The sequence below is a fragment of the Halorubrum sp. LN27 genome (assembly GCF_016635065.1).
In the GTDB taxonomy this organism is placed as follows: domain Archaea; phylum Halobacteriota; class Halobacteria; order Halobacteriales; family Haloferacaceae; genus Halorubrum; species Halorubrum salipaludis.
On sequence record NZ_JAEPET010000001.1, the window covers coordinates 2,439,026 to 2,456,844 of the forward strand.

General features: G+C 59.6%; 19 protein-coding genes. 17 read left to right on the forward strand and 2 right to left on the reverse strand.

Features of this window, described 5'->3' with window-relative positions; genetic code table 11:
- Positions 1 to 1,633: 1,633 nt before the first annotated feature.
- Positions 1,634 to 2,197 (reverse strand): hypothetical protein, encoded by a 564-nt coding sequence (locus tag JIN95_RS11955; RefSeq protein ID WP_200531610.1) that lies wholly within the window; start codon positions 2,195 to 2,197, stop codon positions 1,634 to 1,636.
- A gap of 558 nt (positions 2,198 to 2,755) precedes the next feature.
- Positions 2,756 to 4,090: an IS4-like element ISH30 family transposase gene (locus JIN95_RS11960; RefSeq protein WP_200530629.1), complete on the reverse strand. Its 1,335-nt coding sequence runs from the start codon at positions 4,088 to 4,090 to the stop codon at positions 2,756 to 2,758.
- A gap of 547 nt (positions 4,091 to 4,637) precedes the next feature.
- Here JIN95_RS11960 and JIN95_RS11965 point away from each other — a divergent pair.
- From JIN95_RS11965 to JIN95_RS12045, 17 genes are all read left to right on the forward strand, one after another.
- A complete protein-coding gene (locus JIN95_RS11965) occupies positions 4,638 to 5,396 on the forward strand; it encodes a hypothetical protein (protein WP_200531611.1) in 759 nt (252 codons plus the stop codon).
- A gap of 4 nt (positions 5,397 to 5,400) precedes the next feature.
- A complete protein-coding gene (locus JIN95_RS11970; protein WP_200531612.1) occupies positions 5,401 to 5,694 on the forward strand; it encodes a hypothetical protein in 294 nt (97 codons plus the stop codon).
- Between the two features lie 76 nt (positions 5,695 to 5,770).
- Positions 5,771 to 5,959: a hypothetical protein gene (locus tag JIN95_RS11975; RefSeq protein ID WP_200531613.1), complete on the forward strand. Its 189-nt coding sequence runs from the start codon at positions 5,771 to 5,773 to the stop codon at positions 5,957 to 5,959.
- Positions 5,960 to 5,962: 3 nt separating this feature from the next.
- A complete protein-coding gene (locus JIN95_RS11980) occupies positions 5,963 to 7,666 on the forward strand; it encodes a hypothetical protein (RefSeq protein WP_200531614.1) in 1,704 nt (567 codons plus the stop codon).
- Positions 7,667 to 7,717: 51 nt separating this feature from the next.
- On the forward strand, positions 7,718 to 9,133 hold the full coding sequence (locus tag JIN95_RS11985; protein ID WP_200531615.1) for a hypothetical protein: 1,416 nt from the start codon (positions 7,718 to 7,720) through the stop codon (positions 9,131 to 9,133).
- A gap of 6 nt (positions 9,134 to 9,139) precedes the next feature.
- Entirely contained in the window at positions 9,140 to 9,373 is a 234-nt protein-coding gene (locus tag JIN95_RS11990) for a hypothetical protein (RefSeq protein WP_200531616.1), read from the forward strand.
- Entirely contained in the window at positions 9,370 to 10,026 is a 657-nt protein-coding gene (locus JIN95_RS11995; protein WP_200531617.1) for a hypothetical protein, read from the forward strand. The genes JIN95_RS11990 and JIN95_RS11995 overlap by 4 nt, the downstream gene beginning before the upstream one ends.
- A gap of 15 nt (positions 10,027 to 10,041) precedes the next feature.
- Entirely contained in the window at positions 10,042 to 10,494 is a 453-nt protein-coding gene (locus tag JIN95_RS12000) for a hypothetical protein (RefSeq protein ID WP_200531618.1), read from the forward strand.
- A 30-nt stretch (positions 10,495 to 10,524) separates the two neighbouring features.
- On the forward strand, positions 10,525 to 11,001 hold the full coding sequence (locus JIN95_RS12005; protein WP_200531619.1) for a hypothetical protein: 477 nt from the start codon (positions 10,525 to 10,527) through the stop codon (positions 10,999 to 11,001).
- 50 nt (positions 11,002 to 11,051) lie between these two features.
- On the forward strand, positions 11,052 to 12,020 hold the full coding sequence (locus tag JIN95_RS12010) for a hypothetical protein (RefSeq protein ID WP_200531620.1): 969 nt from the start codon (positions 11,052 to 11,054) through the stop codon (positions 12,018 to 12,020).
- Positions 12,021 to 12,031: 11 nt separating this feature from the next.
- Positions 12,032 to 12,433, forward strand: coding sequence for a hypothetical protein (locus JIN95_RS12015; protein WP_200531621.1), 402 nt, complete (start codon positions 12,032 to 12,034; stop codon positions 12,431 to 12,433).
- Positions 12,433 to 12,795 carry a hypothetical protein gene (locus JIN95_RS12020; RefSeq protein ID WP_200531622.1) on the forward strand — a complete coding sequence of 121 codons (363 nt, stop codon included), beginning with the start codon at positions 12,433 to 12,435 and terminating at the stop codon, positions 12,793 to 12,795. Before JIN95_RS12015 ends, JIN95_RS12020 begins: the two co-directional genes overlap by 1 nt.
- A gap of 18 nt (positions 12,796 to 12,813) precedes the next feature.
- Positions 12,814 to 14,964 carry a hypothetical protein gene (locus tag JIN95_RS12025; protein WP_200531623.1) on the forward strand — a complete coding sequence of 717 codons (2,151 nt, stop codon included), beginning with the start codon at positions 12,814 to 12,816 and terminating at the stop codon, positions 14,962 to 14,964.
- Positions 14,961 to 15,272: a hypothetical protein gene (locus tag JIN95_RS12030; protein ID WP_200531624.1), complete on the forward strand. Its 312-nt coding sequence runs from the start codon at positions 14,961 to 14,963 to the stop codon at positions 15,270 to 15,272. Before JIN95_RS12025 ends, JIN95_RS12030 begins: the two co-directional genes overlap by 4 nt.
- A gap of 199 nt (positions 15,273 to 15,471) precedes the next feature.
- Positions 15,472 to 15,984: a hypothetical protein gene (locus JIN95_RS12035; RefSeq protein WP_200531625.1), complete on the forward strand. Its 513-nt coding sequence runs from the start codon at positions 15,472 to 15,474 to the stop codon at positions 15,982 to 15,984.
- 98 nt (positions 15,985 to 16,082) lie between these two features.
- Positions 16,083 to 17,306 carry a hypothetical protein gene (locus JIN95_RS12040; RefSeq protein WP_200531626.1) on the forward strand — a complete coding sequence of 408 codons (1,224 nt, stop codon included), beginning with the start codon at positions 16,083 to 16,085 and terminating at the stop codon, positions 17,304 to 17,306.
- A gap of 49 nt (positions 17,307 to 17,355) precedes the next feature.
- Positions 17,356 to 17,793 carry a hypothetical protein gene (locus JIN95_RS12045; protein ID WP_200531627.1) on the forward strand — a complete coding sequence of 146 codons (438 nt, stop codon included), beginning with the start codon at positions 17,356 to 17,358 and terminating at the stop codon, positions 17,791 to 17,793.
- The last annotated feature ends 26 nt before the right edge of the window (positions 17,794 to 17,819 follow it).

Sequence of the window (17,819 nt, forward strand, 5' to 3'; positions counted from 1 at the left end):
GAAGGATAGGCTGGATAAGTCCCTTCTCCCGTCGCATATCCCGCCGACTTACCACGGGCTTAGAAAAGCCCGGAATAGTCGGGATTAACCCCCAGAAGGGGGCTTGCGCGAGGTACTACGGATAGATTAGCCTAATCGCCGCTGGGTCGTATGATAATGGTGTTTTACCGTTTTCCGGTTAGTTAAACGTCCTAATCCCGGTTTACGGTCTCATAGGTAAACCCCGCCGTAGCCACACGACGTATGGAACTTAGCACAATCCCCGGCGGGAAGGGTGCTAAGGGGGAATACCGGGCTTCTTAAGCCGGTTTTCGGCGTTACCCACTTTTACGTGCGTATGGGGGCTTAAAGCAAGGCTGGTTAACCGCCTTGCCGTCTTTGTCTCCCGAGGGAGACTGGATATGCTGGGGTTGCGCTATATTGTATTTTTCCGGTGATTGACGTTTCCGCCGAGTTTGGCCGCTAATACGACCGCACACACTACCCTTAGACGGTCTCAAGCCGTCAGTCAGACGCTTACGCGCCTTTAAGGGGGCTAAGCCGACCGATACTCCTTTTCTCGGGGGCTTCGGGAGCGTTTACCACACTTGCCCGGTGCCTTACCAGCATACCCACACTCTTGCCCCCGGCCTACCCGACCGGCGGGGGCAAGCAAGTTGAAAATCCTCCAACCCCGAGGGGCCTTCATCGGCATCCTACCGTAAGACTGGGGAGTATATAAACTTGTCGTGGACTCTGGAAACGCTGTCTGTGAGGGTTTGAGTAGGTCAAGCCCCCCGTCTCCAGATAGTTGATACTAAATCGTGTTATAGCATACCATAAAGAACCGTGACATAGTCGTAGGGGGCTTGAGACCGCCGAGAAGGGGGCTTAGAACGGATTTACATATAAAGAGCCGTTGTGGTGGATAGACTGACAGGATGGGCGGAGGGTGATGTGGGGGTGCTATTCCCGCCGAATAGGGCTTGAGACCGCCGTGAAGGGCCTTTGAAGGGTCACCGTGAAAGAGTCTCCGTGAACAATCGTGTACGTCCCTCCCGCGTCGTAGCCTGAAAGCCCCGAATACTAACCCCTCGCGGCTTCTGTCGGCGTTTTAGGGTAGGCCGCCGAACGGCCCCCGTAGGGCATTACGCATAGTAATATCTGGGTCATCTTATTTGAGTGTATCGACGCCCGAGAAGGGGCCTAACTGGGTGTTACTACTGGGTAGTAAGCAGGGTTGCTGGGTCGGGAGACCGCCGGGAAGGGGCCTTGAAAGGGCGCATAAGCCCCATAAGGGGGCTTAGTGGGGGTTATTACACTACTTGGCGGGGGGGCTTCGACTTTAATACGTTAGTCTCCTCGAAAATATCCAGATTTTGGGTATGTGAAGGGGTCGAAAAATAATATTTCTGAAAATTCCCGTGTGTGAAAGGCTCTGCCCGGTTCAAGTCAACGAGTTTATGCTCAAGAATCCCAAAACCCGGATGGTCGCTTAACGGCGACCGTGAAAGGGGTCTTAGCCGCTTGCCTACCACGGGAAAAGGCCCCTTTACATCGAAGTCGCCATCCGCCTATATGCGCTATCCAATATAAGGACTTGCTGTATTGGGTGACGGCGGTGCCCTACTCGACGGGAACGGACGAGCCGGTGTCACGCTTCTTTCGCTTCGGTCTCCTCCGCGTCTTGGTGTTCCTCAATCTCCTGTTCGACCGCCTCCTCAACCAAATTGAAGAACGTATTGAGTTCTCTGCTAACCTTCCTTGGTCGGGTTGAGAATACCTCGATATTTTGTTTACCCCACCCAGAAGGGGATATCTTTCCGTCAAACTCTTCGGCGTTGTCCAGCCTGCTGATTGCCCGTTCCAGATTTAGAGCGCCAAGTTTAGGCATCTGGTCGGGGGTTTCGCTCCAATAGAGTGATAGTTTGATTGCAGTATTGCCATTACTCCCGTAAACGAGCCGCTTGAGCCGGTAGAGGCGGTTCGGTTCAGGTTCGTAGCACTTGATGTAGTCTATTGAGATTATCAAAAACAGATGGCTACCGTCGAAGAGGAACGGAATCGTTATCGGGTCTTCGTCTTCGTCGTGTAGATGCTCGTTTCGGATGATTTCTTGCTGTGAATAGAGGTCTCTTGATTCGCCGCTTCGCCAAATCAAGAAAGAGAACACGGCACCAACGATGGAGAAGAAGAGTATGGCAGGACTCAGATTCATCGCGTTGAGTGAGAGTCCGGGCTTCTGTCTTAAAAACCTGTGTGGGGGGTCTCGTCGTTCCCGCCACTCTCCGGCTCGATGAAGCGTGTGAAAGTGGGGGCGTCGGGTAACCAGCCCTTCGACGCGCCCCCGGTCGCCGTCTGAGTTGACCTTGGGGCCAACCAGACCCAAATGTGGGCCTCCGCAACCAACGGAGTGCCCGTGTGGAGAGAAGTCGTCGGGGTACTAAAAGAGTTCCGTGGAGCGCCCAGAAGTGTGCTTCTCTGTTCTCACGAAATGGCTATATTGGGGTACGGCGTAGCAGTAGATGTAACGGGAGCATCCGTTGTAGTTTAGCGGCGCGTTGAGGCGGTGTTTGTGCGGATAGTTGACCAAGACGGTGTTGAGTCCAATCGCTGATGAAGTGTGATCGGAGAACTGAACGGATGTTCTTCTGTCTCGGATGATGAGATCTGTGTCACTCTCTGAAGGCGGCGCACTCACTCCGGTGAGTGCGTCGCCGATCCAGAGCTGTCACTACTACCAACGTCTGAGCTGACCGGCTTGTCAGGCGAGTTTCTACCAGAACTCGCCTGACTCAACCTGCTCACGTAATCTTGCTCGATGTGGATTTGGATCCCGTGACGACCACAACAGCAATTCGTCGAGATCTGGCAGTTCATACCCCAGATCTAGCATCAGGTACAGTTGGACCAAGTGTGCGTGACGTTCGAGCGCGTGAGAACACCGACGGCGTGGGAGACGCGTCGACGACGCCGCTGCGTCGTCGTCGCTTCCCTGCCGCTTTGCGTCTAATTTGCGGAGTTCATCCACAATAACGCGGCTCATCAGCAGCGAGAGCGCCGCTACGATGATCAGCGCTTCAATAATGTAGGGATCCGTCGTATTGATCTCATCAAGACCGAAGCGCGATTTGAGTTCCTTGAACAGCAGCTCAATCTCCCAGCGCGCCCGATAGAGCTGTGCGATATCGGGCGCGTGGTAGTTGTCTCTGGCAAGATTCGTTAGGTAGAGATGGTACTCACCGCTGTCCTCGTTGAGCACACCGACGAGTCGGAACGTTCGGGTCGTGCTGACGCCCGACCCTCGCTTGCGGTCGAATGAGAGGGTGATCCGAGCGTCGATCGCCTGTCGCTGCAGGTCGTCGAGGACGTCCTGCAGCGACTCGCCTTCGAGTGGAATACTGTTTCCCCGCCATGTGCGAAGCTCTTCGACGATCTCGAAGTTCGCGTCATCTTTGACCCGTGAGACGAACCAGCCGTCGTTTTGATCGATACGGTCGAACAACCAGAAGTCGTAGAAGCCGAGATCGAGTAAGACGAGTGCGCCAGCTACCCACTCGCCGGTGGGTAGCTGGCTCCGTTCCTGCGTTTTGGCGTCAGTCGTTTGAAACCGCGTAGGAAGTCCGGTTGAGAGTGATTCTGTGAGGTGGAGCTTCACGCCAGCTTGATCTTCGCCAGTCGCTGCGTAGACGTCTGTAGCGTCTTGGTAGAGTGAGACGATAGAGGCGTCAACAATGAGGACGTCTCGAAAGCGTTCGAGACGTCCGCTGAGGTCGGTTTGTCCCGGTTCGAGATTCTCGATGGCGTCATCGAGAATCTCTCGCAGGAGTGCAACGAACGCGGGTGAAAACCAGCCGTGGAAGGTTGGATAAGCGAGTTCGTCACAGTCAGCCATTTCGACGAACCGTTCGAGAAATGCCTGAATAGAGCGATCTGATCCAGCAGCGAAACCCAGTGAGAGGGTGTAGAACAACGCGACAGTGTCGAACTTGCGCTCTCGTTGGATGAGATTCGTTGCGCGAGCGCGCTCGCGCAACTCATCAGAGGGAAACGCTCTTTTGATCCGGTCGACAATCACTGAATCCGGTGGTTCGTAACTCACAGCAGCCACCGGGTTTCTCTGACAAGTAGTTCCAACGGTATTCAGATCAGCAGACGGTGCTGGCACGAGGAGTTAAACTACAACGGATGGTAACGGGAGAGACACGGCGACCGTCCGCTTGCCTACCACGGGGCGGTCGCCTGTAATCTCCCCCGTTGCCGCTTAACGCGGGCAATCGAGTAGATTTACTGGTAAGCGGCAATAATTTCTGGTATTCTGAGTGCTACCACCGGGTGAAGTGACAGACTCTCCGAGAGGTCGCTTATAAAGATACGACCCCCTATATAAAAGGGTGTATATTATTAGGAGTGAGACAAACTGGCTTCAGACGGACTGGTTGGGTCTGGTTCTTCTGTTTCAGTCTTTATTCGGTGACCGCTCATAGGGGCCAGTTGGTCTCGGTTCTACCCTTCTATCCCAATTCAGGGAACGGAGACTCCTAATCAGGGAGTCGGCGTTCCTGCTGGATTGGACTCTACCGGAGTGGTCACTTCTGGTTGGTCTACTACGGGCATCTTCTACTGCCCATCTACTCTCCCCCTTTCAGTACCCTAATATGGCGAAACAGTCAGTCAGCGGCAAAACCGAAGCCGAACTCGCCCAGATGCGGGCCGAGTTCAGCGAGAAGCCGCGCTCTCGAATCTACGACTTCGAGGACTGCTACTGTCTCGCTAAGATACCGCATCAACCCGACGACTACGACGGCCCCGACCGTTACTGCGCCTCTCACAATCTCGACCACGAGACGAAGCGGTGCAAGTTCCACGGCGGAGCCGGGCACGGCAACCCCGAATCGCTCGATAAATACGCTAATCTCAAACACGGTATGAAGGCAACACGCAAGGCGCTACTCGACACGATGACCCGCGAGGGCAACGAGTGGCAGGTCGAACTCTACGAGTGGGTCACGGAGGAGTGGCCCGAGGCTTATGGAGTAGACACCGCCACCGACCCGAACGCGGAGTACGAGTTCCACGCGCTTGCTCTTGAGATTATTCGAGCAGAGCGAGCCGAGGGTTGGATTTTCAAGGAAGGCGAGAAGGGTCAGAAGCGCGTCTTCAGCCCCTCTGGGGAGATGTATTTCGATGATATCCCCCACTACCTCGCTGATATGATGCAACGCCAGCGGAAGTTGATTATGCGGATGGAGGACAATCTCGGTATCAGCCGGAAAGCCCGGCTCAAGGCCGAGAAGACGGACGAGGCCAGCGACCTCATTAAGTCGTTTGCGGAGGTCGGGGCCTCGCTCATCACCCAGTCCGACAAGGCCTACGACCCGGACGAGTTCGGGCCTCCGTCGGATTCTGCGGAATAGGAAAATGACGTACCTACAACTGTTTAGCGCGGGATACCTGATTGCCCCGGAGGTTCACGTTCGGCCCTACGGCGGCAGGAACGCCATCGTCGCACACGACCTCTACGCTGACCTCGAATACGCGGTCGGCGGCCCGGTCTACGTGGCGGTCTCGGGCGTCCGGTATCAACTGAAGCCCGAACACGGTGTCCCCGCTGACACGTTGGCTCTTCCAGAAGACCAGTTCCCGTTCCCTCACGAGGAGGGCGACGTGATGCTGGTCGAGAAGGAGGGCGCTGTCGGAGGCCGGTTTGCGTGAGCGCGTTCCCGCAGTTATGCGCTCTCCCGACCTCGGCGGCTCCCCATAATGGGAACCAACGGTTGCGAGTACGCTGATGGCGACTTCTTCCCACGCAGGCCCCGGTGAGGGGCTGGACAAGCCGGAAGAGGTCATCATCGAGACCCACGAGGAGTTCGACCGCGAACGGCTGTTCGTCGGTTGGCAGGGAAACGGCTACACCGAAGACACCTGCTGGCTTCTCGCTGACCTCGATATCGTCTGTAAACTGTCGTCTTGGGAATAATCAATGGAAGAAGACGGAGATATCCTCACAGCCTTCGCTGAACAACTCGGCGTCGAGCCGGAGGTCGTGGAGGAACGGTGGGACGGTCGCCCAGACCGTCTGATGGAGGATATCTTCCGTATCCGCGATATGGACACGGGCGAGGTTCGAGACCTCGAACTGTTCGAGACCCAGCGGAAGGCCGTGATGGCCTACTTCTACGGCGACGCCGACACGATTAACAACTACAAGGGTCGGCGTATCGGGTACTCGTTCATCTACGGCCTCTGCTTTCTTGTAGAGGGGATTCTCGTCCCTAACTCGTTCTACCCCGTGGTTTCACGGAAGTACGAGCAGGCCGAGAACCGCATCGAGGATATCGAGAACCTGATTGACAACGCGAAGGTCGATATCCCGACGAATTTCGTCAACAAGGGAGAAATCGAACTCTGGAACGGCTCGGGCTACAAGGCCTACTCCGGCGACCCGGACGCTTCTCGTGGGGACAAGTCCGCAAGGGCAGTTCTCCTTGACGAGATGGCCTTCATCGAAGACCAGAAGAAGGTCAAGCGTGCGTTCGGGGCTTTCCTCTCTCTGGGGAAGAACCGGAAGATGGTGCAGGTCTCGACGCCGAACGTCAAGAACGACCTGTTTATGACTACCCACAATCGGGGAACCGAGAGTGGGTACGACGCGGACGGCAAGCGTGTTGGCGTCATCGCCATCAAGCAACCGTCGTTCTACAACGCCGACGAGATTGACATAAACAAGCCCCTCTACGAGCAGGATGTTCAGCCGGTTCGCCCGGATATGAACATCGAGATGATAGAGGACGAGCGGGCGTCCGACCCGCTCGGGTTCGGGCAGGAATACCTCTGTCGGCCCATCGTTGACGAGTACCGCTTCTTCTCCGAGGAGGCGATTGCGGAGGCGATGGAACGCGGCGAGAACGTGCTGACGGGTCTGGAACTCCCGAGTGCGGACTTCCGCGTTATCGGCGTGGACATTGGCATCTCGAAGGACGATACCGTTGTTCAGGTGTTCGACCACGACGGCTCCCGGCGGATTCACCGCTATATGGAGGTCGTGACCGACGAGGTGCTGGCCCAGCACGGGTTCGGCTCCCCCGACCGGGGGAACGCCCGTCAGGTCGCCACTCGAATCGCCCACCTCTTCCGGGCGCTCGACGCCGACCTCGTCGTTCTCGACAAGACGGGGCCGGGCGAGACCTTCGACCGGCAGATTACTGAGAAGTTGGGAAGGGCCGTTCTCGGCTTCAACTTCTCAGACAAGCGGCGCGTCGAGGAGATGATGGGAGACTTCAACAATGCCCTACGGAACGGGCAGGTCTCCTTGATTCCCGACGACCGCTTCCGCGACGAACTTGAGTCCGTCGTGAAAATCAAGAAGGAGGACTGGTCGGTGCCGAAGTTCTCCGGTAAGGACAACTCCGAGACGGGGAAGGACGACACGGCGATGGCCGCTGTGTTAGCCGCTTTCCCGCCGGGTTACGCAGTCCAGCCGGGACGACAGGCCGACCAGCGCAGTCCCGACGACTCCTTCAGCGAGATGGGGGTGACGGAGACCCCGCAGACCCCCGAGAAGCGCGACGTATCGAGAGAGGCGGCCCAGCGCCACGCAGACGCGGCGTTCGGGTCAGCCAGTATCAATAGGAGCAGAGGCGGATACGGTTCGCGGCGCTCCTACACAGCAAGACACAGACGCTAATCTATCTACTAACCGATGGGAAACGTTAAAGACGAAATTCTCCGCCGAGCGATGGCTGGCGAACTCGACGGCGTAAGCCGCGAGCAGGCCACGTTCGCACTCGACTCCCCCAAGGCCGTCATCAAGCAACGGCAGGGGTCGGGAAGCGAACCGAGGCCGAGCGAGCCGCCGACGGAGAAGATTCAGGAATACCGCCTCGTGGCGGATACTGACCCTCACATCAAGGAGGGCGTCGAGACGTTCGTGGACTATCTCATCGGGTCTGGTTGGAACATCGAGCCTTTCAACGTCATCGGCGTGGACGAAGGCCAAACCGACGACGACGGCGAGGTGTCCGACCTACGACTTCTGTTCGCAATGTCCCCGACGTGGGAGGACGCCTACGATATGTGGGTGAAGCACGCTCTCATCGACGGGACGGCCTTTATGGAACTCGTTGTCGAGAACGACGTGTTCCGCCCGAAAGTCCTCCCGACGGAGATGGTCTCTATCCAGACCGACGAGTTCGGGAAGGAGACCGGGTACGTCCTTGAGACAGAGGACGGCGATGAAATCGAGTTCGAGCCGTATGACCTCGCGGTACTCCGGTTCCACCGGCACCCCGGCGAGGACTTCGGACGCTCGCTCATCGAGGCGTGTGAAGAGCAGGCCGATATGCTCCGCGATATGGAGATTGATATGGCCCGCTTCATCGCCACGAAGGCCTATCCTCCGATTCTGTGGCAACTCGGGAGCGAAGAGCGCCCGTGGACGCAGACGCAAATCGACACTTGGCTCAACACGATTCAGGATATCGAGCCGGAGTCGATGTTGGCGGTCGGCCACGACGTTGACCACTCGGTTGTCGGGGTCACTTCGACCTCGTCCGACCAAGGGGCGATGAAACTGGAAGGCACCTTCCAGCATCTCCTGAAGCGCATCTACACGGCGCTCGGCCTTCCTGCCTTCCTCGGGAATATTGATTCCGAAGGTGGCCGGAACGAGGCCGTCGCCCTGATGCCGAAGTTCGACCGCCGCATCCAGCGGTACAGGTCGAAGATTCGGGACGCCGTTCGGCACCAGATTTTCGTCTCCATCCTCGCTGGTGACAGCGAGCCGGGTGAGGCGGGAGTCCTACCCCCGGAGTTCGAGTTCGGCCAGCACTCCAGCGAGGAGGAGCGGCTGGACGCCGATATGGCAATCAAACTGGTCAACAATGGTCTACTCTCTCGTGAAGCCGCCGCCAAGCGCGTAGGCATCGACCCTGAAACGGAAATGCCCCAAGACGGGGAACTGGACGAACACATCCGTATCATCCAAGAGTTGGCTGGTAAGGGCGACGACGTTCAGAATCCCGACGGCGGGCGTCCCTCTGATACAGGCGGTGGTACGCGGTCGAGCGGCGAAGAAGTCAAGACTCGACAGAACCCCGAACGTGATTCTTCCGGCGGGAACTCCCGCCCACAGGAGGATATCTCGAACGACTGATGTATTATGGACGACCGCGAGCGTGACGAAATCCTGTGGCGGCTCGATGAGCGGACGGAACGGATGGACGCTCGCGTAGAACGAATCGACAACCGGCAATCCGAGAACGCCGAGGCAATCGAAGACCTCGACACTCGGGTAACCCGGAACACGACCGTTCTCGCGGGAATCACGTTCGGCCTTTCCTCCCTTCTCGCCGCCGTCATCGGGAAATTCAACGCACTATTTCACCTAAAATGAGTACCGCACAAGACGCCCAGCCGGACGACGAAGCCGGGTTCGGGCTGAACATTTCGTTCAGCGCCCCCGAGGTCATCGTCCGCGACGAAGACGGCTTCAACGAATACGGCGTCCGAGAACACGACGACGGCTCAATCGACGTTATCTTTGCGGCGATGGAGCCGGGCGAGCGCAAGGGCATCGAAGTGACCGAGGCGTTCCTGCGGCGTGTGGCCTCCCACCAGTACGGAGACCGCCTTCCGCTCCAGTTCGACCACTCCCGCTCACAGCGGGCTAACGTCGGCTGGATTGACCCCTCGAACATCAAGTTCAGCGATGGGTTCCTGAAGGTGATGGCTCACATCCCGAACACGGGGAGCCAAATCCGCACGGACACCATCAAGGACTTCACCCACGACCCACCCGCAATCTCGGACGGCTCCGTTGGGTTCGACTTCCGTTCCATCAAGGTCGAGAAGTCGAACGACCCCGACGAGTCGCCCCAGTTCAAGGACGCTCGGCTTCAGGAGTTCTCCCTGACGCCGTTCCCGGCAGGCTACGACAACGGCGGCCTGTCACCGCAATTCAGCCAGTCAGTAGACGACTTTATGACCCCCGCTAAGCCCGACTGGGGAGAGAGTTGTCTGCTTGCTCGGCCCTACCGAATCGAATAATCTCTCTACACTACTATGCACGAGTTCTCACTCACCAAGGATATCGAGGAGATGGACGCAGGCGAACTTCGCTCCACCCTTGACGAATTTATGGAGAAGCACGGCGAGAACGTCGAGGCCTACGCGGGCCTTGAGGACGACCTCGCGGAATACAGCGAGCAGGTCGAGGCTCTTGAGGGCGACCTTGAGACGGCCCAGACCTACTTCGCTGAGAAAGCCGCTGACTACACCCACCTCGAAGCGGAGGTAATCGTCGAGCGGTTCTCGCTCGCGGAGACCATCGAGATGGCTGGCGAGGCCGAGGAGGCCGAGTTCAGCGAGCCGGAGGCCCCCGAAGAGGAGGCCGAGGCCGACGAGGAGACCCGCTTCTCGGAGCGCCCGGAGAAGGGCCGCGTCCCCAGCGACGCCGACAAGAGCGCCTTCTCGGAGCAGGCTGAGGACGACGTTTCCCGCCTGCTCGGACTGTAAGCAGACTTCTAACTCTCACTCTCTCTACCAATGGTTCACGCACGTATTGCTACTGGTGCAGAACAGCCCATCAACCGCGATGGCGGTCTCGCGCAGGCCGTTGTCGAAGAGGCCGACCTCGTTGGCCTCAACGCGGACGGCGACGTTGTCAAGGCCGACGCGGACTCCGCTTCTGCGGTCTCCGCTGTCGGTATCGCCGCCGCGCCTACTGACGACCTCTCGAACTATGCGACCGCTCCCGACACCGTTCGCTCGGTTGTCGAGAGCGAGCGCAGTCTCGTTGGCCGCGACCGTATCGCGTTCATCAACCACGGCGTTATCGTGGAGAACGCGGACGAGGACTGGGGCTTCACCCCCGGTGAGCCGGTCTTCCTCGCGGTCGGCGGCGGCTACACGCAGGACGAGCCTGCGGACGCTTCCGGCGAACTCCGGCAGGTCGTCGGTGTCGCTATCGAGGACGGCAACGCGCTGTTCCTGAACATCAACTACGACTACACGGTTGCCTAATCCGGCCCGCGCAGTCTCTCAATCTCTCTACACTTTCGAGGTATTCTACAATGGTTAACCCCTCCCGCAAGCGCGAACTGACCACCAAGGACGACGTTCCCCTCTCCGACCTTCTCGGCTACGGTCTCGAACTCATCGAGACCTACAAGGAGGCCCCGCGCTCGTTCCTTGCGAACTTCACTCAGGAGGTTTCCAGCCGCACGTTCCTCACCCGCACGGGTGATATGACGTGGCAGGAAGCCGCCGAGATGGAACACGCTCGCACCGGCACCCTGTCGAGCGAGCAGATGGCCTTCTCGGTCAAGTCCTACGAGCGTTCCCTCGGCTACTCCCGCGAGTTCATCGAGGACAACCCCTCCGAGATTCTCCGAGCGGAGTTTCAGGAACTCGTCAAGGGCGCGGACACCAAGGAGTTCGAGGTTCTCTTCGAGGTTCTGAAGAACGGTGTCGCGGACGGCACCGAACTCTGGTACACGCCCCAGCCCTACGCCGGGCAGACGTTCACGAACACCCACGACCACGTCCACGAGGACACCGAATCGCTGTTCGGTGACACGTCGGCGCACACGGTCGCCCAGCACATCCGGGCGGCCAACAAAGACCTCCGCGAACACGGCTACCGCCCGCAGGTCGCCCTCGTCTCTCACGAGGTCGCTGGCGAGATGGTCGGTGAGCGCAAGGACGGTATGAACTACCACATCCCCGAGGCCGAGGGGCTTCGTGAGGGTGCGCTCCCCGAGACCACGCTGGTCGAGGACGGCGTTCGCTTCGTCCAGACGGCGTGGCTCAACGGCGACGAGGAGATGGACGTGTTCGTTATCTCCGAGGGCCAGCCCATCAAGACGAACTACGTCCGCCCCGTCGAACTGACGGACAACACGGGCGCTCCCATCGGCGGTGCCGGTGGCTCCTTCGGTGACCCGGCGGCCCTGCTCGGTGCCTACGGCTCGATGCGCTTCGGCGCGAAGATGGCCGACCCGCTCTCGGCTGTCAAGTTCACCATCGACAACCTCGCCTGAACGGGTCATAAATGGCCGTTAACGACGAGACTCTGATGGCGGAAGTCCGTGTTCTGACGGACTACGACGCGGGCCTCATCGCTGACGGCGACCTCCTTTCGCTTATCGAGATAGCCAAGTCGGAACTCGCCGCTGAGACCGGGGACGACAACCTCGACTTCTACGGCGGGAACCTCGACGCCGAACGGGCGCTCTTCTGGTTGACGTGCCTCTTTCTGAAGGCCAAGACCGGAGAGATTGACGCCCCGAACTTCTCGATTTCCGAACTGCAAGTCCGCCATCAGTCGATGGACGAGCAGGCCGGGTTCTGGTTGAACAGCCTCTCCCGGCGGCTCGACGCTCTACGTGGAACGGGCCTTATCGGCCACGTCCAAATCGAGCGGGCTGACCGCACCTACCAATTCGATAACTGATGATTCTCCCCGCCCAGCGCCGACAAGCCCGGCTCGCCATCCACAGGCTCGGGGCTTCCTGCACGATTCAGGAACCCGGCGATGGCACCGTGAACGGCTACGGCAAGAAGGACGGGTCGGAATCGTGGTCGGGAGTGGCGACCGAGAAGGTCGTCCGCACCTACACCCGGAGTTCTGCTCCTTCACAGGCCCGAGTCTCCGGGGGCCGCTACCGCACCGAGTCGCCGCTCCTCGTTTTCCGCGACGACACGGCGGTAGAAGAGGGCTTCCGCGTTTCGTTCCCCGACGGTCGGGTGTACGAAGTGGACGCCCTCACCCCGTATCCGTCTCACTTCGAGGCGACGACGACCGTGGTTGAATAACCCCTCTCCTCTCTCCTTATGGGCAAGATAGGCTTCCAAATCAGCGTTGACGATAATGGTGTCCCCAAGGATATCAAGAAGTCGATAGAACGCGGTGTTCGGAAGGCCACTAAACGGCTTGCCAAGCGGATTCAAGAAGAGGCTGAGGCGGAGATTCGACGCAAGGAAGCGTCGGACTCCTACGGTATCTGGGAAGGCGACCTCGTCGGCGGCTTCAAAACGGCCCGGAAGGGCGACTCTCTCCGGGTCTACAACGACGACGAGGCCGCTGGCCCGATGGAATACGGCGTTGACCCCGGCGCGTTCGGCGCTCGGGGGCCGCCGATTCGGAACCTCCTGCCGTGGGTTCGAGAACACTTCCCGACCGATTCATCCTTCGACCCGTGGGGGATTGGTGGCGGGGAGAACTTCGACACCGACCGGCTCTGGTCACCCGAGCGCGACGGGAGCGACACGGGGGCCACCAGCGGCTCCAGACAGCGATTCACACTCCCCGAGGGTAATCGTACCCAGACGAGTGAGGACGCTGTCTCGGCACAATCTGGGGCCTCTGGTGGCACCACGCGGCGAGGTGTCGAGGATATCAAACCCGGCGACTCCTACTACGCCCGACAAGGGCGCTTGTGGGAGTACGGCGAGGTTGACTCCCTCCGCGACGGCGGCTTCGAGGACACACTCGGACGGCGGTTCGCGGACGCCGAGTTCGTTGAGTACGCCCCGGACGACCTCGACCCCGACGACCCCGACCTCTCTGGGTTGACGAAGGGCGATACCCTCCGGTGGGAGTTCGACGGAGACGCCTACGAGGGCGTTGTCACCGACCCTAACCCGGACGACACCTACACCGAAGTCCAATACGACGGGCTTCCGCACTTTATTCAGCGGGAACTTGTCACCGACTTCGACGCCGCGACCCTCCCGAGTTGGGTTCCCGGCTCGTGGTTCCAGATTCCCGACGACGAGCCGTGGGATTTGGACTTGGTCTACTACGGCCAAGAAGTGGCCTTGTGGGACGTAAACAACGCGGAGTACCTGAAGGCCTACGTTCGGGACTTCAATCCCCAGAACATCGAGGTCGATTTTGCTGATTACAGCGGCGGCACTCGGGTTCACCTCGACAACCGACGCGAGTACCGACTCGTCGCCGGGCAACGCTGGGGTGACCTGACACGGGCCGAGCAGATGCAGACGCTCGAAGACTACTGGGACGCCCAGATTACGTCTCGGGCTACGCTCGACGCGGCCCGGCTCGACTTCGTGAAAGACCACTTGTTCGGGACGCTGTTCCCCCGATTCAAGAACACGGTCGCCCTGAAACGGACGCTCCATATGCTGAACAAGGTCGAACCGGCGACCCAGCCGAGCGGCCCCGCGTTCCGTATGGGGGCTATCAGTCCCCGGAACAACGGCATCTGGAACTTCAACGTCCTCAAGAAGCAGGATTACGACGACGAGAACGACCGTCGCCGGAAAATCCTGAAACAGCAGAGCCGGGACACGCAGGAGAACTTGGATAAGTACCTGCTCGGCCCCTACGAGGACACCATCAACCACGAGTTCTCCCACGCGGTCGTCCACGCTCACCGCTACGAGATGGGCGCGGACTCACAGGGACTTCCCCAGAAGACCCACGCGGGTATCACGGAGGTTCGATGGGCCGACGACGGCACGGAACTGGAGAACGGCCCGGTCAGCCACGCGAAGCATATGATGTTCCGCAAGGCCGACGAGAACGGGCCTGCTCTCGGGTTCACGCGCTGGAACCAGTATTCGTACAACAACGCCCTCGGCCTGCTACTTCCCGGTATGGACGACCCCGGCTGGGAGTCTGATGAAGCAGGAACGCTCGACCGTCTGGTTGAAACCGTTAACCGGGCGTGGTGGAAGCAGTCTATCTGGGGACAGGACGAATACTGGAACAACGGCAACAAGCCCAGCGAGCGCCACTTACGGTTCCTCGAACGGGACTACTCAGCGTACTACTCCCACGAGACCATCGCTACGTTCTCCCAGATGATGATGGCCGAAGACCCGACGGACTACGACTACCTCAACCGGCTCGAAGTCCTCGATGAACACTATCCGTGGCTCCTCGAAGAGTGGCTTAAGCATTTTGAGCCGCAAGGGGACGTAGCGGACAAACTCGAAGAACTCGGGTACGACGTATGACGTGGAAACTCTACCTCTACGACGAAGCCGGTGACACCATCGGGACGGCGAATCACTTTGAGTCGTCGTTCTCGGTGGATATGGATGCCCCCGGAGCGGAGGCCCTTCGTGATGCTCTCGCGGAGCGCCCCGAACTGGAGGGCAACGTCGGCCCGGTTGGCGGCTGGGAGTCCGAAGACGGCCTCGCCTACCCCGTCTGGGGTGAGGAGGCCGCCGATATCGAAGACCCGGAAGTGGCCCTCGACAGGGTCGGCTCCGAGGTCGTCTCGGCGGGTCTTGCGGACTCCTACGAACTGATTGACGAGTAACCCCCCTTCCCCGTTTCTCGATGAGTGTTGACCTCGACAAGTGGCATCCAACCCACGTCTATCTCGCGTTCTGGTTACAGGACAAAATCAAGCGAGAGGGACTGGAGGGGATTCACTATATGGAACACGCCCAGCGGTGGGCGGAACGCAATGCCGACGACGAGACGGCGGATTCTATCTCTAAAGAACTCAGACGACTGTGAACGAACAAGAGGCCATCCAGCAATTCTTGGCCGCCCTCGACTCGGCGCTTCCCGCCGAAGTGGGCGTCCGTACTGCTGGTGGCGACGGCGACGCGAAGCCGCCTTATGTGGTTGTCCGCTGGCGCTCTGAACGTCTCCCTGACGAAAACGGCGCGAACCCGTTTGCTGATTTCACCCGCGACTCCCAGACCGGCACCGCGACCGGACGGGAGTTCCACCAGTATTTCGAGTTCACCGCTGATTGCGTTGTCCGCGTCTACGACGAGGGCGACCGAGATGTGTACCTCGACCAGATAGACGACGCCTTCCTGCCGTATGAGTACGACAGTTCGGCTTTCCACGACGACACCGCCGAGTGGCGGGTCGGTGGGAGCGAGCCGCGCTCGAACCCCGTGGTCGAGCCGGACTGGTACGAGGGCGGGAAGGTGGTTCGGTTCAAGTACGTCAAGCGGGTGACGCAGGCGGCGGACGCGCTGGGGACTACCCAGCGCAACATCGACGCGGAGTAGCCCCCTTCTGGGCGCTCTGCTCCCCTCTCAAATAGACTTCTCTCTACTCTACAATGGTTCAGATTGGCAATTCTACCCTGCCCGGAGTCTCGACTTCGGTGGAATCGGCTACCAGCGCGGGTATCAACGTTGGTGCTTCCGCCCAGATTAGTCTGGTCGGGCAGGCAGACCTGACGAGCGGTACTGCTTCGGTCAACACGGTGTATGCGGTGCGGACGCCCGTGAAGGCCCGCGAACTTTTCGGCTCCGGCTCCCCGCTGGCTGACAACTGCGTGGACGCGCTCACCGAGGGCGCGTACCCCGTCTACGCTGTCGCCGCTGAGGGCACGGAGGTCGTTGACGAGGATGTTGGTTCGGAGACCGGCACCCTCGCCAACACCCCGGTCTCGGAGGACGCCGACGAGGTGACCTTCGAGGTTGACGGCTCGGCACAGGAGACCGTCGTGGTCTTCTCCGACCCGTCCTCGGTCTCGCTGGACGCGGGACAGACCGCGTACAACCCCGTTACCGGGGACTACGCACACGACGTGGCCCCAACCAGCGGGAACGCGACGTACTCCCACTACGACTACACCTCGGCAATCTCGACGGTCGAGGAGGAGCGGTCGGAGGTCATCGACTTCATCGGCGTGCTGTCGGAGGGCGTCGCTGACGAGGCCCACGACGCGACTCTGCGAATGGAGCAGAGTGGCTACTTCGCGGTCGCGGTCGCTGGTGCGGCCACTCACATCCCCGACCCGAGCGCCTACGACAACCCCCACGACTCCTCGCGCATCCAGTTGCTCTACCCGAGCCGGAACACGGAGGGGCAGTCCATCGTCGGTGCCTACCTCGGCCTCCGGGCCGCGCTCGGCATCAACAACAGCCCGATGTTCAAGCGCCTCCAGACGCAGAACGCGCTCTCGGAGACGCTGGCGAAAGACGTTCAGGAAACGCTCGTCCAGAAGAAGGTCGTCCCCGTTGCGAACGACGCCCGTGGCGCTCGAATTGTTGAAGACCTGACCTGCGTTGACGACTCGAACGTTGAGGAAGATGCGATGCGGCAGGTGCTTCACCGCCTCATCGTGGACTACGTCACCGAGGTCACGAACGAGGTCTCCGAGAAGTTCATCGGTGAACTTCACACGCAGGCGGCCCGGAACGCTCTCCGCTCCTCGATTGTCTCCCGCCTCGGCGGTCTGATGGATATGAACGCCATCACCGCCTTCGTCGTCACCGTCGAGCCGGTGGACTCGATGACGGCGTCCGTGGACGTGGGCGTGGACACCATCGACCCGCTCCGCAACATCGAAGCGACGGTCACGGCTGGGGCAGTCGCTTAAGCCCCCTTCTGCGGCTCTCGCTCGCTGACTACTCTCTTAATCTCTTAAAATGGTTTCTCGCAAGGAAAGCGCCGCCGACATTGTTGTGTCGGTTGGCGAGGACTTCCCCGAAGTCGTTGTTGAATCGCTGTCCGTCACGAAGAACGTCGATATCGAGACTATCTATGGGTCGGGTCAGACCCTTCCCGATGGCTACGCCATCAATCAGGTCTCGTATGAAGGCTCTATGTCCTGCAAGGGCAACCGGCAGGACTTGGACTCGGCTTTCTTCGATGAAAACGGTATCCCGCGTGTTCTCGGCTCTATCACCATCACCCACCTCGACGGTGGGGAGACGGCCTTCTACGATATCCTCGTGACGAGCGAGGGGTACGAGGTCAACTCCGGCGAGACGGTCGAGACCTCCTACGAGTTCATCGCTATGAGCAAGTCCATCGGTGGCGAGAAGGACACCGACCCGTCGGACGTTGCCGAGGACTCCGAGTAGAACCGCTCCCAGAACACCCCTTCTAA